Origin of the sequence: Methanogenium organophilum (assembly GCF_026684035.1) — an archaeon.
GTDB classification, from domain to species: Archaea; Halobacteriota; Methanomicrobia; order Methanomicrobiales; family Methanomicrobiaceae; genus Methanogenium; species Methanogenium organophilum.
Window position 1 is genome coordinate 405,278 of the sequence record NZ_CP113361.1, and the last position, 21,203, is coordinate 426,480.

Below are 21,203 nucleotides of genomic sequence, written 5' to 3' on the forward strand. Positions count from 1 at the left end.
AGCGAAGATTATATTCTTATGGTATTATTATTCCTCCACATGAGTCAGCCACGCCCGGAGACCACATGGATCATCGGTCACCCATCCGTCTGCACACGACGATCTGGCCCGCCGGTAGGCATCCGGAGCATTAAGGGTCCAGACGATCACAGAGAGTCCCTGCTGATGTGCCTCGCGAACCATCTCTGATGAGACCCTGTCGGTACGCGGGAGGATGGCATCCGCTCCCGCATCGCGGACGGGAGAAAAAGGATCACTGCAATCGGTAGAACAGATAAGCCCTGCCTTCACAGAGGGAAGCAGACGCTTTACTTTTCGGACGCTCTCCGGATGGAAGGAGACAATCCAGAGAGATACGGGATCATAATTACCAAGTATTGCACAGACAGCCTCTTCCGACCCCGGCTCTTTAATCTCGGTTACGATACCACAGGACGGCAGACAGAGGTCACATACCTCCTGCAATGTCGGAACCGGGTGGCCGTCCCCCGCATCAAACTCCCGCAGTTTCAGCAGAGTCATGCTATCCACCGGCCCGCTGCCGTCTGTCGTGCGGTCAAGGGTGGCATCGTGCAGAACCACCGGGACGCCATCCTTCGTCAGATGTATATCAATCTCCACAAAATCAGCGCATTTCATCCCTTCTTTCAGAGCGGTGATGGTGTTCTCCGGAAAAACGGCACATGCCCCCCGGTGTCCGATGATAAACATATCATTCCCTCTGTGTTTTCAGGCAATATGAACCAAACGCCTGAAAATCGATTGGTAATCGCGGACAGATGATAAGAGAGAAAAAATGCGGGCATCATGTCGGGGACTGATTGTAGAGAACCGGAGAAAAAAGCGGCCAGACAGCGACAGTACATCCGGTAACCTCCGGAAGAATGTATTTCTGAAAACCAGAGAAAGCCTTCGGCTCATCACCGGGGGGGGTTACAAATACGTTCCACACAAGCCGGTAACGCCTCTGCCGTGTTCGCCTGATGATATCCGCGATATCAGTGTCCCGGATACCAGAACGGCAAAAAAAGAAGATTAGTATCTTCTGTATTCGGTACGCGGCCTCTGAGGACGTGCTTCATCAATTCTAAGAGTGCGGCCTTCAAATTCGGTCTCATTAAGAGCTTCCATTGCCTTCTCCGCCTCTTCTACATTGCCCATCTCGACGAACCCAAATCCTTTGCGCTCAATGACACGGACGTCCTTTACATCGCCAAAATCTTCGAATAATTCTCTCAGCTGAGCTTCGGTAACTGAATACGTAAGATTGCCAACGTACAATTTGCTGCTTTCCATTTAAGTACTCCAATCTGAGATATAACCCAGATAGTATCTAACCTATTGGCTCTCATCTATTATATTATGTCGTGCCATAACCCGGTCCGACAATTTCGCAGGAAAAAGATACCGTGTGTGAATACTGACAATGAGACGATGTATCTCACGGCATACCAATCATCAAAACCAACAGGGGTAATCAATACACACCATACTTCATTGATATTCACTCCAAAAATGATGTAATACCGGCAATACCAATCGGAGATCGCTGCGGCATCATTATAGATCCCGCCCTCACTCTGATGAAAATTGAATCCGGTGCACATCAGGATTCTAAACCCCATTCCAATAATAGATAAATATGATGAGCCCCACAGAGAGGCATGGTGAAAACGATGATCTGTATGGGATATGCAAACCTCTCTGCCGGCGACATTGAGAAGGTAAAAACCATTGAAAAAGAGATGAACATAACTCTGCTCGCCTATGAAGTTCCAACCTACTCGAATCTGAAAGATGATGACCTGAAAAAGATCAAAGACCTTGAGAAAGATCTGGGTCTTTCCCTGGTTGCATACGAAGTGTAACCATAACGATTTACCAAAACGACTTTTTTTGATAATTCGGCCCATTCACTGAGATGATTATTCTCACAATCATGCGAACTGCCCGGAATACTTAGCGGCGCTGATATAACACAATAGAAAAAGCAATGATGCCATAACCAGGCAGTACTGAATTCCTTTCCGGCATCCGCACGCGACACATTTGGGCATCGAGAGATGCAATATCCATACCGGGCACTACCGATTACCGTTCAGGTAGTCAGGAAACTGCGATGAAACCGCATGCGTATGAAAATAGTCCTTCACAACCCACTTTCGGCGATTCCCATTCAGCAGTAATTCATGTTGTCCAAATCGTTATGCTTATGCCGCCCCTCCAACAATCCATCAGTTACCTGTATCCAATGTTAACAGCAATTGGTGTCTCACACTCAATCCCATGCAGAATACCTACACAAAGGGACTTGATTCATGCCAGATACTAAGAAAAAATTCGAAAAAAAAGGTTCACGCGGTATGGATGAGATTGCAAAAACCCTCTTTGCACCAATATATCCGGTCATTGCAGAAAACCTCATCCAGAAATTCGGGATTACCACAGGCACCTGCGTTGACCTTGGCAGCGGACCGGCATCACTTTCCATTGCTGTCGCACGCCAGTCATACCTTACTGTTATCGCACTCGACTACTCTCGCGACATGCACGAGGCAGCAGAACGCAATATCAATGAAGCAGGGCTTTCTGAGCGGATTCGTCTCCTCTGCGGCGATGTACATGCCATACCACTTGATGATGACTCTGCCGACCTAATCATCAGCAGGGGCTCCATGTTCTTCTGGGACGACATCCACACCGCCTTCCGGGAAATTTACCGCATCTTAAAACCCGGCGGGAAAACCTATATTGGCGGCGGATTTGGTAACAAAGACCTGCGGGATGAGATCGCAACAGCCATGATTAAAAAGAACCCGGATTGGGAGGAGTTTAACCGGAAGAACATCTCACCGGAGAATGTGGAACGGTTCCGCACAATGCTCGATGAAATCGGTGTGCCGGATTATGAGATCATTCTCGGAGATGAAGGATTCTGGATTGTAATCTCAAAGAAAGAACCCGGAGCTCTCCTATGAAATACCAGATTTGCGAGTACGGGTGGCTGCCATATCTCCGGACATTCCACTCCAGGTGATGCGGTTTGTGCCATTCGGAGAAGCGGCACCCGACCCTGAACCGACCATTGCCTCATCAGAGAATATATCCAATCATCTCATAAGGTGCTGCATCATGTCTATCTCTTCAACTCACCCGGACAGGCAATATATTCAATGTCCCTGGAGGATGGGATTTCGGCAGTCCCCGCTGGATACTGGGATTCATGCATATCGCAAACACCATCCATTCAGAGATATTCTCATTTGATCCGGAACAGGAAGAATGGGAATTCTACCGGAAAATTCTATGGTATCACGTCGGGTGAGATTTTGCAGAACCGTGATTTTCCCAACCGACTGTTGGGAAATTCCTACCTTTCCCCCATCATTTTTTATTTCTGCCAAAAAGAACTGCGGAAAAACGGATTCAACGGATGCCAAATACCATAAAAATTACCAATTAAACCCTATAATGCCATTTTTTTAAAAAACACAGTGAAATTCATCTTTCTTTGAAGAGTGAGATACAGAAATACCAACCGGAACTGCAAAGAAAATAAAACGATTGATTATGGCCCATTTCAGCACAGAATAACGAATTTTATAGCAGATATCCCCATTCAACACGCATTAACCCCGCATACATATAAATAGAATTGTCCCTTCATCCGTCACCATATGGAAGGAATTGAGTTAGCGATACAGACACGGTCATTCCCCAGCCACGGGCGGGCACGTGTCCATGAATCGATACTGCCTTTTCTGGAGGTTAAGGAAGGAGACGCAATTGAGGTAGAAAAACTGCCTCTGACAGAGGATGAAAAACCAAAAAAGATCACCGTCAGCATCTACGCAGATACCATGGTGGAAAAAGGCAGAATCCGGATGAGTCCCGAAGATATTGCCAAAATTGCTGCTGCAGAAGGTGAGACGGTAAACGTGCGGAGAAAAGTGCCCTTCACGGAAACTCTCGGAAAAAAGGCATCCGAGACGGGGAAAGCCGTCCAAGAAGGGGCGGGCCATATGGGGGAAACAATCCAAAAGGGTGCAAAAGACGTTGGTGCAAAGATCATGCCACATAAAGAAACAACGGAACACGAACCTGAGCCTGAACAAAAAGCCGGGGAGTGAACAGCAATGGCCACAGGATCCCTTGTTCTTGAATGGTGGACATGGTTTCAGTCTTTGTTATGGGTCATTCTCATCTTTATTGGTCTCATCATTCTCTATTACATCATCAAGGAGATACACGACGCCAAAGTGACACCCCGACTTGCAGAGATTGAACTGGAGAAAGAAAAACTACAGTTGATGAAACTCGATTATGCCCACAGGGGTCAGCCGTTTTTCCGCGTCACCCCCGAAAAAATCGAAGAGATCAACACCCTTGACCAGGAAAATATCAGACTTGAGGCCGACATCTTCGCGAAACAGAGCGCAGTTGATCGCAGAATTCAGCGGCTCGAAAATTCGGTAAAGAGCACAAAACTGGATCATATGGTCGAGAAAATAAAGGAAGAGGAACGTAAAATCCGGTGATGAATATGTATGAAACAAATGTACCCAAAACACAACGGAAATCTTCATTTACCCACTCACTCTCATCTGTGCCGCACACAATAGACAATACGCTGCCATCCATGGATAAGCGGCTTGGTCAATACTTTGATGCCCATATGACATCAATTATTTCTGAATGGGGGCTTGTCGCACGCTTTACCCTTGAAGACCTTGAACACCGCCTTGATGTAGTCAGCACAGAGATCAGTATCCTTGAAAAGGAGAAGGGTGCACTGGAAGGACGGGCATCTGCCCTTGATCTGGCCCTGCGTGAGTTGGAGGAGAAATGATGGCAGGATTTGACGATTACATGAATTCCTACCTCGACCGCAGAATGAAGCACATCATTGATGAGTGGAATCTGGGCACGATGCGGGATTTCGGAGATTATCATATCCGTTTGCAGTCAGTCGAATCGGAAATAACAAAAATGAGGCGATTCACCGAGATTGCCGGCTCAAAGCTTACAAATATGGAAGAGAGGGCTGAGAAAGTCAGGGAGGAGAAGCAATGACGACAGGTGAAATTCTCCTGATAATCATCGTTATCGCACTCATCGCATTCATCCTCTATTACTACCTCAAAGGGTCATCCGGCCATGTGTCAATACGCCGGCCGATGGAAAGCCGGGTGGATGAGTATCTGGACCGCCACTTTGAACAGATGGTTGACGAATGGTCATTGATGGATAAATACCAGGTATGGACCTTCCGGGAAAACAATGATCCGGCACTCGCCGAAGAAGAAAAACGGATGAATACACTCAAAGAATTCCGGCACGAGATGACGGATACCCTTGCAGGTCTGGAGGAACGCCTGAATGTTCTGGAAGCAGAAATCAACAGAGAGTAACAGGGGTCGGGGACCTGACCTGTTTTACTCACAGTTGAAAGGAAACATTCCATTGGTGAAAAAACAGGGGGAACCTCCGGAGAAAGACCCATCCTCTTTTTCAAAATACTACTGCGACCTCTGTAATGAGACCTTTTTTCTTACCAGATTACGCCAGTGCACGCTCTGCGGCAGATGGGCTTGTACTTCCTGCTGGACACAGGATTACTATGTCTGCAACTCCTGTCTTGGCATCTACAAACTTCATCTTCAGCCGTTTGTGCATTCAGATGTTGCCAATTCAGATACAACCGAAAACAATGAATAATGAATTGATAAACACGAAATTCCCTTCTTTTGCATAATTACCGATGGGAATGCCGTCATATTATCATGGCATGGGCTACCCTCCCAAAAAGATATCCCGTCGTCCCCAAAAAAGGACAATATTCATTCAAAACGCGAATAGTCCCGTACTCAGTCCCGACCAGTACTGGTCGGAATAATGCATCCGGAGAATTACGATCTATTCCCTCCCAAACGAAAGTGCAACAGCCTTTTCGATAAGCTTGTTCCCCTCTTCGGTTCTTCCGAGCCGGTTCAGCATCTCCCCTTTGTAATACCAGGCCTTCGAATGGTATGGATCGGCCTCGATTGCCTGCGAATACTGCTCAAGGGCATTTTCATCCAGACCCAGCTTTTCACTGCAGTGCCCCATCAGGCAAAAAGCGGAGGAAAAATTCGGCGTGAGACGGACAGCTTCGTTCAGGAGTTCAAGTGTCCGTTCATACTCTCCCTCATTGAAAAATTCATTTGCCTTACGGTAGAAATTAATCGATTCTGGGCGTATCCGAATCTGTTCTTTAGGTATAATCTGTTTCACCCCCCTCAACCAGACAGGTAATTCCATGTCACGGCGAGACACCGTTTCGTTTTCATAGTATGGAAAATATAATTAAGCGCTGCAACTCTGCATGGCAACAAAAAATGCAACACTGCATTTCTGATTTACCGATTAAAGGGATTTGATATCATTTCGATATCAAACCAAAATTCAATTCCGTCTCACTCTCCGGGACAGAAGTGCTTCCGAACAAACACAAGAACAGCACCCGAACGTCATCAGATTCAGATTTATACCGACAGAAGATTAAACCGTATAGCAGCGCCCTCTTCAGGCACTCCAGGCACCCGATCCTCCGCCTGAATCGAGCCACCATATTCTTCTACAAGTTTGTGGGTAATGAAAAGCCCCAGCCCTTTCCCGCTTCTTCTGCTGCGTCCCTTACAAAATCGATCAAAGATCAGAGATTTCATCTCATCCGGAATTCCCGGGCCATTATCGGCAACACAGACAAAAACATCCTGACCGACACGCTCCACAGCAATGGTGATCTCCGGATGAGGAGCAGCAAATTTAGCGCTGTTTCCTATTAAGTTCATGAATATCTGTCCAATCAGATCATCGGCGAGTACAACCTCATCGGTGCCGGAATAGGTAAATCTAACATTTTCATAGCGTTCCATCTCCATACGGATGACATCATCCAGACGAACTGGTTGGAGCGCAGTCGTTCGTTCCCGCATCATCCTGATGGTGGAGACATTCGCAATAATATCTATGCTCTGATTCACTGAAGAGAGAGAATTTTCTGCATACGTCTTCTCCTTTCCCTCCAGTTCCTCTGAGAGAATCTCCAGATAACCCAGTGCCGCAGCATTGGCATTGTTGATGTCATGCGTCATAATGTCAAGGTAGAGATTTGTCTCCTCGTTTGCTATCTCAAGCCGTTTGAGTAGTAGCACCTTCTCTACCACAGTCCCAATTTCAGAACAAACGGTTGAGAGGAAGGATTTCTCATCCCCCAAAGTCGGATGTTTTTTCCCATTGAGAAGGGTAATAACCCCAATCACCCCTCCATTACTCACCATCGGAAGAATCGCACAGTTTTCTATCTCCGGTCTCTGAATGATCACGCCACCCAGATCGTCGCCATCGCTATCAGATGAGAGAAACAGAGGGTCGCCACGAGTCAATGCAGCACGGATATGTTGATTTCTAAAATCAATTGGCCCGGATGTCTCGATAATTGCCCGGTCCTCCAGAGTAATTCCATAGGTATACCGAAGGTCTGCTGAATCTCTGTCATCATCCTTCCGTAAGAATATCCCCCCCATCCGGTATCCCAGCAGATTTACCGTCTTTTCAAGGAGCAAAGAGATGGTCGCATCCGGATCATCTGCATGATTCCCAATACTTATGATCTGATTGAGGGTATTGAGATTCTCATTCGAATGATGCAGACTTTTCTGTGCACGCTGGAGTTCGTTGTGCTGCATGATGGCTGCTTCATATGCTGAAAGGAGAAAGTCAAACACCTTCATGTGGTCGGCCGGGAGATGATATTTCTCACCATCATGAGAGAACGGGATGGATTTCAAATTATTATCTGTATTCGAGCGCCTCTTGGGAGCGGACAAAATGGTATTAACACGACCAATAAGATACTCTTCCGGATAGGGCTTGGTGATGAAATTGTCTGCCCCTGCCTGAAGAGCACGCGCTACATCCCTGGTATCATATAGAGCGGTAAGAAGGATACATGGAATATCCCGTAATCCGGGATCATTTTTCAGAGTGCTGCAGAGCTCATAACCGTCCATTACCGGCATAATAACATCACTGATGATCAAAGACGGATTTCTTACCCTGACCAATTCAAGAGCTCTTTTTCCGTCTTTGGCTATCACTGCCTCATATCCATGCTTCTTTAACATATCCCTCAGGACTTCGGCCTGAGTGCGGCTGTCTTCGACGATTAAGACATACATCTGTGCATCACATTTTTTCGCGTAAAAAACCAGAAATCTGGTAGATCATTTGAATATGCCGATATAAGTCAATTATGTATTCTGCATCGCAACTGAAATCCCATTTACTGCCAACATGAACAAATAAAACGTATTTAATGTCATTTATCGAAATATAAAGTCATATCAACTGAATTATCGGCAGAAAGGAAAAGGGCACAACAGAGAGGCTGAAGATCTGTTTTCACAGACCGTTTTGCGTCCGCCACCGGGTGATGGCACCCGTTCTCACCCGGCATATACACAGAGCAGTTCGCAATTTCTGCAGTGCTGAACCGACTTCTTCTCTGTCGTATCAGAATTCTCTGATCTCACAGCTGCCTTATCTGCATCCATACGGGACAGACACCGTTTGCGGCTGAAACGACCTCCGGGAAAGGCATCCTGCGGGCAGTGAGTCTGGCACGGCCTGCTGCATCCGGTGCATGGCGACAGGCATTCGGGAACACATTTTATCCCCACTTCAAGATCAGCCCATAATGCCCGAAACCGTATTCTCGAACCAAAACCAGGCACAATGACCAGATTATTTTTCCCAAATACGCCCAGACCGGCAAGCACCGCCGCATCTTTCAGATAGATCCCGCCTTCGGTGACATCGTATGGTATGTCGTGCGCAACCCTTCCGTGTTCGTCACCAAGCCACCGTGAGAGAGCAGTAGTAATTCCATAGAGAATTCTGTCACCTGGCGTACTTCTCCCCTCCTCCCACCAGTCCATTTCCGGGCAGGCTGGATCGTGATAGAGTCCAAGCACAATGACTGTACCTGAATTGCGGGCAAGTCCCTGCGGCCCGGCGCTCCGAACAGAGGGACAGTCTGCGAGCAGAGATACCGGAACATAACCTGCTACGCTTGCACCGAGAGTGAGAGCTTTTGCAAGGACGGCATTCATAATCCATTGATCAGGATCTCCCTCAGCTCCCCCTTCCCGTATCATATGATTCCCTCCATTGAACTCAATATGCAAAAAGTATGTATGGTACTGAAAAGTGCTATAGGAGCGCCGGACCACAGTTCTCGGAATGAACGTCCGGGAGATTCCTGCGATATAATCAGGAATCAAATCGATTTGCACCGGACCTCATACCAGAGTAATATAAAAAACAGACCTGCCTGATGCCAATCGCGATTTAAAGGGGGGATAATCGGATCTAACGATTAATCAGACCCGCCAAGGTCTTCAAAAAATTTCATTCCTGCCGGTGCGTGTTGCCCTACTTCTGCATAGAAGTATTTCACATATTCCGGGTCTGAGTCCTCAATTGACTGCTGTATTGTGCGTACAAGCCAGCTGGGAAGAATATCCTTTTCATCCAGCGAATTCATAACCACAACAACTGCTTCATCAACATCAGTCTTATTTCTCCATCGGTATCCCATGACACATCACCTGATATCCTGAGGGGGTATAATGTGATGGCTCTATAAATAGGTAGCGGCGGAGCGGAAGAAAATGGAGGCAGAAGAAATGAACGGGTATTTATCCGTGATTGTCCGGCGGTCAGAACCGTCTAGGCCTGAAGCACGGTATTGCCAGTATCTCTCCGGATAGATCTTCGATATGTCAGGTTCAGTGCTGTTGCAACCCGTTCGCAGAGAATGTCAGACAGGATTCTTTCGATGCCTGAAACGCTACCCTTTGCATACCTGAATTGGTTGGTCCGGAAGCGGAAATTATCAATCTCCGCCTGAAAATCCGGGTCATCTTCAATCGAAGTAAAAGCCTCCGCTATGACCCGCGGGGCGGGCCATCCCACTCCACCGGGTTTCATGGAGTAAATACCGAATCTCCCGACAACACGGATTTCCGCTAATGCGAAAAAGGAAGCCTCTTCCAGATCCCGCTTGGTAAAGGAACGGCCTGACGGATGATTATGCGTCAGAATGCATCCCTGAATCTGCTCTTTCATCTCAACCGGGATCACAGTAAAAAATCCCACTCCGGTATCGACAGCATGCAGGGTCAGAATATGTATGCCCTCCATGGAGAAAATGCCTGTTATTTCCGCATCTGTCAGGTTCCGGATGGTGCGTTCAAACTGGAGAACCGGAAGAGGAACAGAAAAAACAGTATCAGTATTCACGTGCTCCTCCAACGAATCACCGTCAGGCAGGTGCACTGCACAGGCATGTCTTTTCCGCGAATAATTCCTTTTGCCGAAATGAATGCTGCCATCATATCACACCACATACCCATACCGGGCTATTCGGCAATACTATCAGGCTCATGATATACAATGTTTGCGAGGACGCCAATGGTGTACAATTATGCACATCCCACACAACAAAAACGGAATCTAGAGCCAAACTGCTGTGGATCTTCCGGTTTCCGGGCCAGATTAAGAATTCACAGATTATACGGGCACCAGACATATCACCATACGGGATTTTTCCGGAATATGGCCCCGAAAGAACAGATTGTCGTATTCAATAACGGATATCTAATCTTTACAGGAGTATCCAGCACACCTGTCTCCTGAGCACTCATCTGGTTGTCTTCGAAAAACGTCATTTTTGGGCAAAAAGTGATTCCATATGAGAAAAATCAAACGTTTCTTTCCATCAAGGGGACCCGAAATCCCCGGATTTCCTTAATCGGAATTACCCTTCTGATCACCGGCAATAATCTGAATGGGAGAGTTCTCCGTAAGGGAACGGCAGTATTGTCCAATTCTCTTCAATTTCTCATCTGCACGCTTTCTTTGGGTAATATCCCGGGATACACCCAGTATTCCGGATATCATACCTTGTCCATCCCGCAGACAACGGACGGAATTTTCCACCCAGATCGTCGATCCGTCTTTACAATACTCTTCCGTCTCAAAGATTATTTCCCGGGTGGGGTCAGCAGTACCGGTCGCCTCAAGTGCCAGTTCCTCTTGAAACCGTTTTATTACCAGTTCACAGGACGCGGGTGTCATTTTCTCTTCAAGAGTCTGGGCGAGATCCTCTACAACCGTAAACCCACGCATCCTTTCGCCAGCAGGATTGACATATGTCAGTTTGAACTCCATATCAAACATCCAGATATTGTCTGCAACATTATCCGCGATGAAACGATATCGCTCCTCACTACGCCGCAAATCCTCCAGTGCACGCCTGCGGGAGACCGCATATTCTATTTTATTAACGAGTTCAGCAAACTGTGCCCGGGGAACACCACCTTTTTGAATGTAGAAATCAGCACCATTGTTGATCGCTTCAATAACCACCTCCTCACGGCTTTTGCCGGTGAAAATCAAAAAAGGAATTTCATTTCCCTCTGCCCTGATATGTTTCAGAAATTCAATCCCATTCATCTCCGGCATCTCATAGTCGGATACAATGGCATCAAATGCATTTTCTGCAAGTATCCGGATTGCCTCCGGTGCGCTGGATGCAATAGTTACGGCGAAGTTTCCATAATGCTCCAGATACCGCTTGCTCAGTCCAAGAAGAGCAGGTTCATCATCCACATATAGGAGTGAAATTGTCTCTGACTGAGCACCTGCAGATGTCATACCATATCTATTTTCAGTATAGTCAATAATTGTTTAGTATTTATCATCGGGATGCACCGTCCACACAGTGGTTTTTTAATTCATGCATAAATACACAAGAATACCTCTATTCCCAGTGCAGACCCCATCTAAAATATTCGTGTCATCATTTGGTGATGCACAGAGAAGAAGGTCCGATTGTCGGCTCATAATATTACTACCATACTAGAAAGGGCTATTCTGTGTGATATGCTCCGGCCTTCCCGCTGCCAGTGAACCATTGTTTACAATGAATAGCATTTTGAGGACCAAACTGTGACTTCTATGCACCCGTTTGAAAAGATTAATACAATTTATTCCGCAATCTGACAAAACCTGCGGGGATATAACAGAAGTCTCAGAGGAAAATCCGGATATCACCGTACAAAGCAGCGCTTCCGCTGAAACGATGATTCTGATACGTGATGAACTTACAGAAAACGAGAACATCACTGTAGCACTGCTCGTCCTTGAAGACCGGGCTGACACGGAAACCATGCCCAGCCTCAATGCAGAAGTCTGACATCGACAAGCGTGACGCACGGGATCATCTCGGATCTGAAGAAAGGATTTCCGGCCGGAACGAAATGGAATTATTCTTTTCCATCCCATTTATCCTCATCTATATTGCGACAATACACGCAATATAATCGGAAAACGGGTCGGAAAATAGAACTGCCCGCTGAAGTTCACAGTCACTGTCAGTCAGTTATCCGGAAGAGTTTGTCTCCGGCCCGTACCTGAACCGGAATTTTAATCCCGCAATTCTCCCCTTTCCCGACCGAAGGAACAGACTCGTGATGGACTTGGATTTCCTCGATAACACTGTAGTGTGCAGGGGTTTTTTTGCCGTAGATTAAGATTTTATCGCCGACGTTCACCTCATCCGCACGAATGGCGAATTCTGCCACATGAATTTTAGAATAATAATTCACCACCTCACCGCAGTAGCACTTTGTCGCTTTCGTTGCAGGCCCGCTGCTGATCCAGTCGGTGTCGAGACCTTTGTAAAAGCCCTCGGAAAAACCCCGGTTGTAGGTTTTTGAAAGGTCTTCTTTGAGCGCAGCACCAAGTTTTTGAGTGAACTCTCCGGATTCTATTGCGTCCAGGGCTGTTCTGTAACAGGAAACAGTCGTCTTTACATATTCGGGAGGCCGGATTCTCCCTTCAATCTTAAACGAACGAATGCCTGCTTCGATGAGTTCAGGCAGGAGCTCAATCGAGCACAGGTCCTTTGGACTGAGGACATAATTCCGGCCCAGAATATACGCATTGTCTTCGTCCTCCACATCGGTAATTTTATAGAGCCGCCGGCACGGCTGGATGCACTGCCCCCGGTTTGCAGATTTGTTAAATGTCTCCTCCGAGAGGAAACACCGCCCGGATTCACTCACGCACATAGCACCGTGGACAAAGGTCTCTATCTCACAGTGCAATCCATCGTGGATTGCCTGCCTGCTGATCACAGCAATATCCGCGAGAGAACATTCCCGGGCAAGGATGATACGGGATGCACCCATTTCTGCATAAAACCGGAATGCCTGATAATTTGCGACACTGGCCTGGGTGGAGAGATGAACCGGAATGCCTGCCTTTTTTGCAAGAGAAAAAACAGCCATGTCCCAGCAGATGATGGCGTCCACCCCGGCACTGTTTGCAGCCGATACAACCCGTTCCACTTTGTCCAGTTCATGGTTGTAATATATGGTATTGAGAGTCAGGTACCCCCTGACCAAGTGCTCCTTTAGATAGTGCATCACGCGGGGCAGTTCATTCAGCTCAAAATTGCCAGCGTTATCCCGCATATTCATATGTTTTATGCCGAAATATACAGCATCCGCTCCGTTCTCCACTGCAGTTTTCAGGCAGGACCAGTTACCGGCAGGCGCCAGCAGTTCCATTTTATTCATACCTTTGTTCACACACACCTGGAAAGATAATTGTCTGTATATTCGCTCAGAGGGATTTGAGAATATGTCTCCCCCCGGCCCTCTTTCGCCTCCGCGGGGAACCGTTCTGATTCTGTACCGGAATCCACCCGGCGAGCCGGATTCTCATTCTGAACTCTCTGCAATGGTGATGACCGGTGGTTTCAGATATCCACGCAACCCCCGGCTTCATGCACCATTATATTCCCACACTGGGTTATTCCACATGCATAATCAATGCTGTCCATCCGGCCGGATGATTCCTTAAAACCGGGATCCACCCGCGTAGCATTCCTACGGTCTGAGAACACCGGATTGCCGGGAATTCGTCCCCACGTTGCAGAAGAATTTGCCTTGTAACACCGGAAACCCCCCTCCGGACACCAAAAAAAAGATAGATGATCAATCACCATTCTCAGACCGGGACTCCAGTGCCCGGGCAAGTCGCGCCCGCTCGAGGGCAACTCCCAGCTGGAGGCCAATCGAGGAGATATTGACCAGACTTGTTTCCAGATAATGTTTCACATCCCTGCTGCCCATATTTAGCAGGCCGACAACACGACCACCGGTTTTTATTGGTAGAATGAGCAGCGTGCTCAGTCCGTTTGCCCTCATCGCCGGGTCAAGCATAGCATACTCCGTCATCTCTGAGGTGATGTAGATGAGATTTCTCTCCGTGAACGCCCGTTCAAAGAGACCGTCAAACATCCCGGAGATACACATATTCCTGAGATTCTCCGGCATGTTCCTGTGCACCCTCGCTGTCATCTCGTCCTTATCATCCTTCAGATAGACACAGCCCATCTCGAAACCCAGTGAAACCATTGCGGATTCAATGGATTTTTCCAGAATTGAGGACTCATCCCTCGTGTCATTCAGGATGGTGGAGATCCGGTTCATGGCAAGGAGTGTATTGACATACTCTGCACGTTCCCTGTCCAGCCGCTGCATCTTCAGGGCGCCTGAGATCTCGTCAGCCACGATCTCCACATTTTCTATCTCAGTGGTGCTCACATCAGACTCAAGAACCAGTAATATTGCCCCGACTGCATTCTCCTCCTCAATGATAGGGAGTGCGACAGCACATTTCACCGGAGCCGTGCCCGTCCCCGCAGCCAGAAGACCAAGGACACGATCGCCTTCACCAGCTGAGACGCTCTCAAGCGTTGTCATACAGCGGGTTATGAAGGGCAAAATTCCGGTCTTCATCTCGTCCGTAACAGCAAACGTACTGTATGCCGTACGCATGTCGGAGAGGAAGACTGCACAGTGAGCATACGGCAACAGCTTCTCTCTGACACCCGTCATCGCCTCTTTCAGGAGGTGCATCTCGTCCTTTGCATTGCCAGCGGCCCGGATGATATACAGCAGGGCTTCCAGATGCCTGCGGCTCTGTTTTCTGACGGACAAATCTTCCCCGACGATGACAGTACATCCCGTCTGCACCCCCGAGGGGTGCGGGAAGAAAGAGAACTGATATGGTCGGTATATACCGGCCTTCTCCATCAGATCCAGTTCAATGGAATGGAAAGACCCTGTCTTTGTCCCCCTCATCACCCCCGCGATCTTCACCGTGTTATCGGGACGGATGATCTCGCCAAGAGTTACGGTATCAGGAAAACGCGAGAGGAACAGATTATTTTTGAAGATAATCCGCAGATTATCATCCACAGACAGCACAATCAGCTCAGGATGATTCAGCTTATCTTTCAGTTGTGTTTCCCGCAAGGCAACATCATTCAGCTCGAATGCCATGGAGGCCAGCATATGGACTTCGCGGGTCAGTGAATCAGCGTCAGACGTGAATCCCGTATCCTGTTCCGGCTCAGGAGAGTGCTTCAGCATCCACAGTTTATTCCGTCCAATGTGACGGAAATCAAGAATCTCCTTTGCATGGAGCATTCCCAGATATTTGAGGACTGTTGCCCTGCTCTTCCCGATGCCCATTGAGATCTTGTCGAGCATGCATTCTTCGGGCGGATGGGACTGAATATATGAAATGATCAGTTTTTCCGTGTCTGAGAGACCAGCTATTGGTGCCATACGAATCTATACTATATAGTCTAACGCCCGCTCATCATATTAGTCTAACGGATCTTCCAGCTTAATTAGAATATGAACATTTTTCTGAGAATCTACTGATATCCAATAGAATCCGGAAATCAGACAAAAGTATAAATACAATTATACTATATTGTATAGTATAACATCGAAGTATATTTGCCATATTACAACGGCATTGCGCTTTGACAGATGTGAGGAAGAATCATGACATACGAGACCAACGCAAAGGAACTCAAAGAACTTCTGGGACTGAAGGGCAGCCCGGTTGCCGTCAAACTTGTACACTCCGGGGATGAAATTCCTGCAGGATATGAGAAGGTTCCGGAGAAGAGTCGTCATTGCCAGTTTGTACAGGATGCTCGCCTGAATGGAATGAAAGGCTATGCAACTCAGGATGACCACATGTGCAAAGGCGGTGCCGGCGTCATGGGTATTGAGACACTCCCCGAACAGGTGGCCAATGGAAGCACCTACCATAAGCTCGGCAACTTCAAAACAGCAGAAGGGGCGCTCGATACGGTAAGCGCCATTCCAAAAAGCACAGAGAGCCACTATGCATCCCTTTACTCTCCGCTGGAAACTGCAGAATTTGAACCTGATGTTATAGTTATCGTTGCCACACCACGTCAGGCGCTGAGGCTCAGTCAGGCATACCTCCATGAAAAAGGCGGCAGAATATCCAGCGATTATTCCGGCATTCAGTCGCTCTGTGGCGATGCCGTTGTTGCCGTGAAAGAGCGGGGCGTACCAAACATGACACTGGGCTGCAACGGCTCACGGAAGTTTTCCGGAATTGCAGAGGATGAAGTCATCCTCGGAATTCCGCCCAAAAATCTTCCCGCCATCGTTGAGGCGCTGAAAGTATTCAAAGAAAAGTGGGGATAAACACCATGGTAAAGACCATCAATGCGCAGGGGATCCGTTCCCCCAATGCGGCCATCCTCGCAGACAATGTCATCAAAAATCTGGATGACACGAATGAGGAAGTCCGCTTCATTCTCAGTCCGGGTGCGGAAGAGGGGATGGAGAATGTCGCCCATAAACACGGATATACACTTGAAGTCACGAAATCCGGCAACCTGATTGAGGCCGGGATGATACCATCAGGAAAGACAATGAAAGAAATTAACGTCACCGGGGACGTCTGCCCGGGCCCGGTTATCACCGTCGGCAACATCATCGCAAACCTTACCGTCGGGGAGAGAATTAAGGTGATAGCCGCCAGCCAGGAGACACTGGACGACATCACCATGGCGATACAATCCTCCGGGTCCGGAGTTATCGGGCAGGGCACCGAAGGTGAACTCCATTACCTGATCGCCGAGAAGGCCGAAAAACAGGAGGCCGCCTCCTCAGCCGTCGTGAGCAGAGACCGTGTGGTAATTGCACAGAGCAACGGTATTGGCAACGCAGAGCGGGCATATGCGACGTTCCTCTTCTCACAGGTCGCCCTGAGCATGGGCAAAGAGGTCACGATATTCCTCCTCATGGATGGTGCGGGCATTGGAAAGAAAGGAAACGCCAAAGGCGTGAAGCATCCCGAATTTGAGCGCCTGGACCATCTCATGGAAGATGTCATCAAAGCAGGCGCAACGGTCTATGTCTGTGAGCTGAGTGCAAAATTCCGGGGTATCGGTGCGGACGATCTGGTAGAAGGGGTCCGGCTTGCAGGCGCAGCAACCTACCTTGAACTTCTGAGCAACCCGGCAAACGCCGTTGTGAATTTCTGAGGTGAAAAAATATGGAGATAACATACCAGGTAATCGCTCTTGCGGTTCTGTTCAGCGGTATTGCGAGCGGATTTATCACATTCAGGATGCTGGGGATGAAACTTGCACCCCATTTCGGAGCACTCATTCTGGCGCTGCTGGTCACCTTCGGTGCCATACTGACCGGAAATATTCTGGTTGCCTATACCGCGGCACTGCTCCAGATCGTGGCCACTGTCACGGCATACACCCAGATGTGGGCGACACTGAAGTACAGTTTCCAGACATCACCGGGATACGGCCCTCACCTTGCACTGGTGACACTGCTGCCAGTGCTGGCGGTGGCAGGAATACTACTATAATTGCTTGCCAAACTAAAACCAACCCCCGAAACACACCACCCATTTTTCCCCTACCTCTATCAAACCAAATGACAAGAATGGCACACCCGCCGGGGGGGCTCTAACAGTTCACGCCGCCTTCCACTGGCCGCTTCCTGCTCCTGACCACCAGGAGCCAGAACGGTATCAGGGCTGCGAGGGAGAGGAAGGCGGAGATAATAAAGATCGCATCGACGCCCCACCACACCAGAACCACACCGAATATCAGGGGCGGGATGGTGATCCCCAGGCTGGCCACCGTATTAAAGGCCCCCATGGCGACACCCTGTCCGGTCGCCCGTCCATCGATTGCCACCACTGCCGTTGCCGCAGCGATGGCCATCGCATTCCCAATACCGATGCAGAGTGCTATGATAGTGACACCAAAGACATCCCTGACGAACGCAAGAGCGAACGTGGCAACCGCCACCAGCACCGTTCCCCCCACGACAAACCAGAATTTTTTGTGCCGGTCGACCAGTCGGCCAAAATATCCGAGGCTCATCCCCATCGACACCACCTCGACTGCGATGATCAGTCCAATGACCGTGGTCGAGAATTTGTCCTCGTTTGCGGCAAGAACCGGGAGGAAGACCATAAAGGCCGCATACGGAAAGCAGTTGATGAAGCGATAGAAAAGTGCGGGCTACATATGCCGGTGGCAAAATGCCTTCCAGATACAGGGAGGAGTGCGGGACTGCGGCTTTGACTCGGGGAGATAGCGGATACAGAGCAGACACGGGATGACAGACAGCCCGGACATCAGCATGAAGACCGCATCCAGCCCAGAGAGATGGTAGAGGGCACCACCGATCAGCGGGCCCGCCCCCATCCCGAGATAGAACGCATTGGAGAGTTTTCCCTGGTACATTCCTTCCATACCGGGTGGTGTGATATCACCGACATATGCCATCGCAACGGGGCCGATCATGGCAGAGGCAATCCCGTGGATAAACCGAATGACAAAGAGAACACCCACCGAGGCAGCGACAATATACGAGAGTGACACCACAGCATAGATGGCAAGCCCTGCCGTAATCAGCCATTTTCTGCCATATTTGTCGGAATAATTCGCGATGAGCGGCGTGAAGATGATGCGGGAGAGACCGTAGCCTGCAAAGAGTGCACCAACCCAGAACGGGCTGGCCCCGAAATTTTCAACAAAAATTGGTAGCAGGGGAATGACGATCCCAAGCCCCAACATGCCAAGAAATACCGCCACGAGGAGGATGTACATTGGCCCCCGCACCAAACCCTCAGCCATAACAAATCACTTTTTATTTTTGGTGCATGAAGGTTTTGATGTAAAACCAGCGGGAGAGATCCCCTCACCTCCCCACAGGCCCGTCATATCTCACTCAGGATTCGTCCATGAACCGGTATCCACCATCCGGAACCACGATCTCAAAGCGGGTGCCGGTGCCTTCTTCCCCGGTCTCAGTAATGGCAATCCCGGAGAGGGAGAGAATCTCCCGGACAAGGAAGAGCCCGAAACCGGTATTTTTCCCAAATCCCCACTCGAAAATACGTTCCTTTTCATCGGGAGCGATCCCAACCCCATTGTCTTCCCACACCACGACCAGATCCATGCCGGACTGGTGATAGGATACCCGGATTTCCGTTACACGCTGGCCGTGTCGGACTGAATTGTCAAGGAGGGAGAAAAACACCTTCTCAAGCATCGGATCTGCAAATACCACAACACCTTCCACGTCATCAGTCAGGGTGACTGTTGCAGGCACATAATCACGTGGCATGATGGTGGCAAGACCAATCCACTGTGGGTCATGGGCACCGATATCCTCATATATTCGGGTAAATTCGATCTGCGATTCGATATTTATGATGGCAGAATCAGTCCCCTCGAGGCAACGGAGCAGCTCCGGGTTCCCGGTGTTCATCTTCGCGACTTCCATAAATCCACTGGCAATCGAGAGATTGTTGAGAATATCATGCCGGGTCATGCGGGAAAGGAGACCCAGTTGTCTGTTTGCATGACGGAGAGCTTCCTCCTCTTTCCTTCGTTCGGTGATATCAACGGCCATCCCACGGAATCCAGCAGGTATCCCGTCAGTACCGGCAATAGAGGGGCGGATCTCGAGGAACATATCATGCCCATCCCAATGGCGGGCGGGAACTTCAAATGGTACGAGAGGACCCTCCAGATTAATGCAGCGCATCAGAGCCTGCTTCGCAACAGCGAACTTCTCCTCAGGGACCAGACATAATACCGATTTCCCGATGACTGCTTCCGCCGGATACCCCATAACGGTCAAAATCTGGGGACTTACGTACCGGAAATTTCCCTGCATGTCGATCTCCCAGATCATGTCGGGTGAGGTTTCCACGATTGCCCGGAACCTCTCCTCGCTTTCGCTGAGAGCCTCCTGTGCCTTTTTCCGTTCGCTGATATCCCGTATAACACCAACCACTCCGACCGGACGTTTCCCGGGTCCGAAGATCAGCGAGATTACCATCTCGGTCCAGACCGTTGAACCATCTGATTTATAGAATTCCAGCTCTTGGAGATGGAAATCATCGATCGGCCCCCCGCTCTGCATCTTGCGGATTCCTGCATCGCGTTGCTTCATGAGTTTCTGATAGGATTCGGAGGTCATGACACCTTCGATGGATTCATTGAGGGCCTCTTCAGGCGTCACCCCCCGAAGCGCGGTGACCGACGGAGAGATATAGGTGAGGCGCATATCCATGTCAGCGATCATGATCACATCACGCACATGTTCTGCAAGCAGACGGTACCGCCGCTCGCTCTCAAAGAGCGACATCTCCGCACGCCGTCGTTGCACCGCCTGACTGACCTTATGGGCAAGTTCCGCAAACATTGCCTTTGGCTGACCTCCTTTCTGGAGATAAAAATCAACACCATTGTTGATTGCCTCGATCACCACCTCCTCACGGCCCTTTCCGGTGAAGAGGATGAACGGTACGTTACTCCCTGACTCTCTTACCTTTTGCAAAAATTCGATGCCATCCATGCCAGGCATCTGGTAATCGGAGATGATGACATCATACTGCTTCGTAGAAATACAGGTGAGAGCCTCCGTGGCTGAAGTGAGGGTATCAACGGAAAAATTATTTACTTTTTCAAGGAATGTTTTGCCAATCTCAAGGAGGACGGGTTCGTCATCGACATAAAGTACACGTATGAAGTCGTGCATCACCCTCCCCCCCGGCTCTCCCGCCATGGTACATCTGGTACTATAACCGTACATCTGGGTCTGGAAGTATGAATGATAATTCTGTGAGGGACCATGTTTGTCCTGCCTTGCCGGATATTCCCCACCATGCACGATAGTGAGAGAACTCCAACTGATTTACTG

The 21,203-nt window shown here is 48.9% G+C and carries 25 protein-coding genes; 12 read left to right on the forward strand and 13 right to left on the reverse strand.

Annotated features, from left to right (window positions below; genetic code table 11):
* Positions 1–27: 27 nt before the first annotated feature.
* Entirely contained in the window at positions 28–711 is a 684-nt protein-coding gene (locus tag OU421_RS02160; protein ID WP_268186958.1) for a glycerophosphodiester phosphodiesterase, read from the reverse strand.
* 85 nt (positions 712–796) lie between these two features.
* On the opposite strand from OU421_RS02160, the gene OU421_RS02165 reads away from it, so the two are divergent.
* The gene (locus OU421_RS02165; RefSeq protein WP_268186959.1) at positions 797–1,039 is read left to right on the forward strand and encodes a hypothetical protein; all 243 of its coding nucleotides are present in this window, start codon (positions 797–799) and stop codon (positions 1,037–1,039) included.
* Here the strand turns inward: OU421_RS02165 and OU421_RS02170 are convergent.
* The gene (locus OU421_RS02170; protein WP_268186960.1) at positions 1,036–1,281 is read right to left on the reverse strand and encodes an RNA recognition motif domain-containing protein; all 246 of its coding nucleotides are present in this window, start codon (positions 1,279–1,281) and stop codon (positions 1,036–1,038) included. The genes OU421_RS02165 and OU421_RS02170 overlap by 4 nt on opposite strands.
* Positions 1,282–1,676: 395 nt before the next feature.
* On the opposite strand from OU421_RS02170, the gene OU421_RS02175 reads away from it, so the two are divergent.
* The 8 genes from OU421_RS02175 to OU421_RS02210 all read left to right on the forward strand — a co-directional run bounded on the left by OU421_RS02175 (position 1,677) and on the right by OU421_RS02210 (position 5,718).
* Entirely contained in the window at positions 1,677–1,868 is a 192-nt protein-coding gene (locus OU421_RS02175; RefSeq protein ID WP_268186961.1) for a hypothetical protein, read from the forward strand.
* A gap of 450 nt (positions 1,869–2,318) precedes the next feature.
* On the forward strand, positions 2,319–2,978 hold the full coding sequence (locus OU421_RS02180) for a class I SAM-dependent methyltransferase (RefSeq protein ID WP_268186962.1): 660 nt from the start codon (positions 2,319–2,321) through the stop codon (positions 2,976–2,978).
* A 699-nt stretch (positions 2,979–3,677) separates the two neighbouring features.
* Complete coding sequence (locus tag OU421_RS02185) at positions 3,678–4,130, forward strand: hypothetical protein (protein WP_268186963.1); 453 nt, start codon at positions 3,678–3,680, stop codon at positions 4,128–4,130.
* A 6-nt stretch (positions 4,131–4,136) separates the two neighbouring features.
* On the forward strand, positions 4,137–4,538 hold the full coding sequence (locus OU421_RS02190; RefSeq protein ID WP_268186964.1) for a hypothetical protein: 402 nt from the start codon (positions 4,137–4,139) through the stop codon (positions 4,536–4,538).
* A 5-nt stretch (positions 4,539–4,543) separates the two neighbouring features.
* Positions 4,544–4,849, forward strand: coding sequence for a hypothetical protein (locus OU421_RS02195; RefSeq protein ID WP_268186965.1), 306 nt, complete (start codon positions 4,544–4,546; stop codon positions 4,847–4,849).
* A complete protein-coding gene (locus tag OU421_RS02200; protein WP_268186967.1) occupies positions 4,846–5,073 on the forward strand; it encodes a hypothetical protein in 228 nt (75 codons plus the stop codon). Before OU421_RS02195 ends, OU421_RS02200 begins: the two co-directional genes overlap by 4 nt.
* A complete protein-coding gene (locus tag OU421_RS02205) occupies positions 5,070–5,411 on the forward strand; it encodes a hypothetical protein (RefSeq protein ID WP_268186968.1) in 342 nt (113 codons plus the stop codon). The genes OU421_RS02200 and OU421_RS02205 overlap by 4 nt, the downstream gene beginning before the upstream one ends.
* A 55-nt stretch (positions 5,412–5,466) precedes the next feature.
* The gene (locus OU421_RS02210; RefSeq protein WP_268186969.1) at positions 5,467–5,718 is read left to right on the forward strand and encodes a hypothetical protein; all 252 of its coding nucleotides are present in this window, start codon (positions 5,467–5,469) and stop codon (positions 5,716–5,718) included.
* Between the two features lie 198 nt (positions 5,719–5,916).
* On the opposite strand, the gene OU421_RS02215 is transcribed toward OU421_RS02210, so the two are convergent.
* The 8 genes from OU421_RS02215 to OU421_RS02250 form a co-directional block, all read right to left on the reverse strand.
* Positions 5,917–6,273 carry a tetratricopeptide repeat protein gene (locus OU421_RS02215; RefSeq protein ID WP_268186970.1) on the reverse strand — a complete coding sequence of 119 codons (357 nt, stop codon included), beginning with the start codon at positions 6,271–6,273 and terminating at the stop codon, positions 5,917–5,919.
* A 251-nt stretch (positions 6,274–6,524) separates the two neighbouring features.
* Complete coding sequence (locus tag OU421_RS02220; RefSeq protein ID WP_268186971.1) at positions 6,525–8,222, reverse strand: response regulator; 1,698 nt, start codon at positions 8,220–8,222, stop codon at positions 6,525–6,527.
* A gap of 267 nt (positions 8,223–8,489) precedes the next feature.
* On the reverse strand, positions 8,490–9,200 hold the full coding sequence (locus tag OU421_RS02225) for a hypothetical protein (RefSeq protein ID WP_268186972.1): 711 nt from the start codon (positions 9,198–9,200) through the stop codon (positions 8,490–8,492).
* Positions 9,201–9,421: 221 nt separating this feature from the next.
* Positions 9,422–9,643: a hypothetical protein gene (locus tag OU421_RS02230; protein ID WP_268186973.1), complete on the reverse strand. Its 222-nt coding sequence runs from the start codon at positions 9,641–9,643 to the stop codon at positions 9,422–9,424.
* Positions 9,644–9,774: 131 nt separating this feature from the next.
* Entirely contained in the window at positions 9,775–10,347 is a 573-nt protein-coding gene (locus OU421_RS02235) for an MPN domain-containing protein (protein WP_268186975.1), read from the reverse strand.
* A gap of 507 nt (positions 10,348–10,854) precedes the next feature.
* Positions 10,855–11,763, reverse strand: coding sequence for a response regulator (locus OU421_RS02240; protein ID WP_268186976.1), 909 nt, complete (start codon positions 11,761–11,763; stop codon positions 10,855–10,857).
* A 719-nt stretch (positions 11,764–12,482) separates the two neighbouring features.
* Positions 12,483–13,691, reverse strand: coding sequence for a peptidase U32 family protein (locus tag OU421_RS02245; protein ID WP_268186977.1), 1,209 nt, complete (start codon positions 13,689–13,691; stop codon positions 12,483–12,485).
* Between the two features lie 420 nt (positions 13,692–14,111).
* Entirely contained in the window at positions 14,112–15,752 is a 1,641-nt protein-coding gene (locus OU421_RS02250) for a GAF domain-containing protein (protein ID WP_268186978.1), read from the reverse strand.
* A 225-nt stretch (positions 15,753–15,977) separates the two neighbouring features.
* Between OU421_RS02250 and OU421_RS02255 the strand changes: the two genes are divergently transcribed.
* The 3 genes from OU421_RS02255 to OU421_RS02265 are packed head-to-tail and all read left to right on the forward strand — an operon-like array spanning position 15,978 to position 17,844.
* Complete coding sequence (locus tag OU421_RS02255) at positions 15,978–16,658, forward strand: DUF169 domain-containing protein (protein WP_268186979.1); 681 nt, start codon at positions 15,978–15,980, stop codon at positions 16,656–16,658.
* A 5-nt stretch (positions 16,659–16,663) separates the two neighbouring features.
* The gene (locus OU421_RS02260; RefSeq protein WP_268186980.1) at positions 16,664–17,503 is read left to right on the forward strand and encodes a DsrE family protein; all 840 of its coding nucleotides are present in this window, start codon (positions 16,664–16,666) and stop codon (positions 17,501–17,503) included.
* A gap of 11 nt (positions 17,504–17,514) precedes the next feature.
* A complete protein-coding gene (locus OU421_RS02265; RefSeq protein WP_268186981.1) occupies positions 17,515–17,844 on the forward strand; it encodes a DUF5400 domain-containing protein in 330 nt (109 codons plus the stop codon).
* A gap of 100 nt (positions 17,845–17,944) precedes the next feature.
* Here the strand turns inward: OU421_RS02265 and OU421_RS02270 are convergent, their stop codons facing one another.
* The 3 genes from OU421_RS02270 to OU421_RS02280 form a co-directional block, all read right to left on the reverse strand.
* Positions 17,945–18,487 carry an MFS transporter gene (locus OU421_RS02270; protein ID WP_268187853.1) on the reverse strand — a complete coding sequence of 181 codons (543 nt, stop codon included), beginning with the start codon at positions 18,485–18,487 and terminating at the stop codon, positions 17,945–17,947.
* Positions 18,488–18,508: 21 nt separating this feature from the next.
* Positions 18,509–19,126 carry an MFS transporter gene (locus OU421_RS02275; protein WP_268186982.1) on the reverse strand — a complete coding sequence of 206 codons (618 nt, stop codon included), beginning with the start codon at positions 19,124–19,126 and terminating at the stop codon, positions 18,509–18,511.
* A 94-nt stretch (positions 19,127–19,220) separates the two neighbouring features.
* Entirely contained in the window at positions 19,221–21,041 is a 1,821-nt protein-coding gene (locus OU421_RS02280; RefSeq protein WP_268186983.1) for a hybrid sensor histidine kinase/response regulator, read from the reverse strand.
* Positions 21,042–21,203: the final 162 nt, after the last annotated feature.

Coding starts and splice junctions, on each gene's coding strand:
- OU421_RS02175 (WP_268186961.1), top strand. CDS start 1,677: ATGATCTGTATGGGATATGCAAACCTCTCTGCCGGCGACATTGAGAAG.
- OU421_RS02280 (WP_268186983.1), bottom strand. CDS start 21,041: ATGCACGACTTCATACGTGTACTTTATGTCGATGACGAACCCGTCCTC.
- OU421_RS02230 (WP_268186973.1), bottom strand. CDS start 9,643: ATGGGATACCGATGGAGAAATAAGACTGATGTTGATGAAGCAGTTGTT.
- OU421_RS02205 (WP_268186968.1), top strand. CDS start 5,070: ATGACGACAGGTGAAATTCTCCTGATAATCATCGTTATCGCACTCATC.
- OU421_RS02240 (WP_268186976.1), bottom strand. CDS start 11,763: ATGACATCTGCAGGTGCTCAGTCAGAGACAATTTCACTCCTATATGTG.
- OU421_RS02225 (WP_268186972.1), bottom strand. CDS start 9,200: ATGATACGGGAAGGGGGAGCTGAGGGAGATCCTGATCAATGGATTATG.
- OU421_RS02245 (WP_268186977.1), bottom strand. CDS start 13,691: ATGAATAAAATGGAACTGCTGGCGCCTGCCGGTAACTGGTCCTGCCTG.
- OU421_RS02250 (WP_268186978.1), bottom strand. CDS start 15,752: ATGGCACCAATAGCTGGTCTCTCAGACACGGAAAAACTGATCATTTCA.
- OU421_RS02255 (WP_268186979.1), top strand. CDS start 15,978: ATGACATACGAGACCAACGCAAAGGAACTCAAAGAACTTCTGGGACTG.
- OU421_RS02165 (WP_268186959.1), top strand. CDS start 797: ATGCGGGCATCATGTCGGGGACTGATTGTAGAGAACCGGAGAAAAAAG.
- OU421_RS02180 (WP_268186962.1), top strand. CDS start 2,319: ATGCCAGATACTAAGAAAAAATTCGAAAAAAAAGGTTCACGCGGTATG.
- OU421_RS02185 (WP_268186963.1), top strand. CDS start 3,678: ATGGAAGGAATTGAGTTAGCGATACAGACACGGTCATTCCCCAGCCAC.
- OU421_RS02200 (WP_268186967.1), top strand. CDS start 4,846: ATGATGGCAGGATTTGACGATTACATGAATTCCTACCTCGACCGCAGA.
- OU421_RS02275 (WP_268186982.1), bottom strand. CDS start 19,126: ATGGCTGAGGGTTTGGTGCGGGGGCCAATGTACATCCTCCTCGTGGCG.
- OU421_RS02190 (WP_268186964.1), top strand. CDS start 4,137: ATGGCCACAGGATCCCTTGTTCTTGAATGGTGGACATGGTTTCAGTCT.
- OU421_RS02260 (WP_268186980.1), top strand. CDS start 16,664: ATGGTAAAGACCATCAATGCGCAGGGGATCCGTTCCCCCAATGCGGCC.
- OU421_RS02160 (WP_268186958.1), bottom strand. CDS start 711: ATGTTTATCATCGGACACCGGGGGGCATGTGCCGTTTTTCCGGAGAAC.
- OU421_RS02220 (WP_268186971.1), bottom strand. CDS start 8,222: ATGTATGTCTTAATCGTCGAAGACAGCCGCACTCAGGCCGAAGTCCTG.
- OU421_RS02195 (WP_268186965.1), top strand. CDS start 4,544: ATGTATGAAACAAATGTACCCAAAACACAACGGAAATCTTCATTTACC.
- OU421_RS02265 (WP_268186981.1), top strand. CDS start 17,515: ATGGAGATAACATACCAGGTAATCGCTCTTGCGGTTCTGTTCAGCGGT.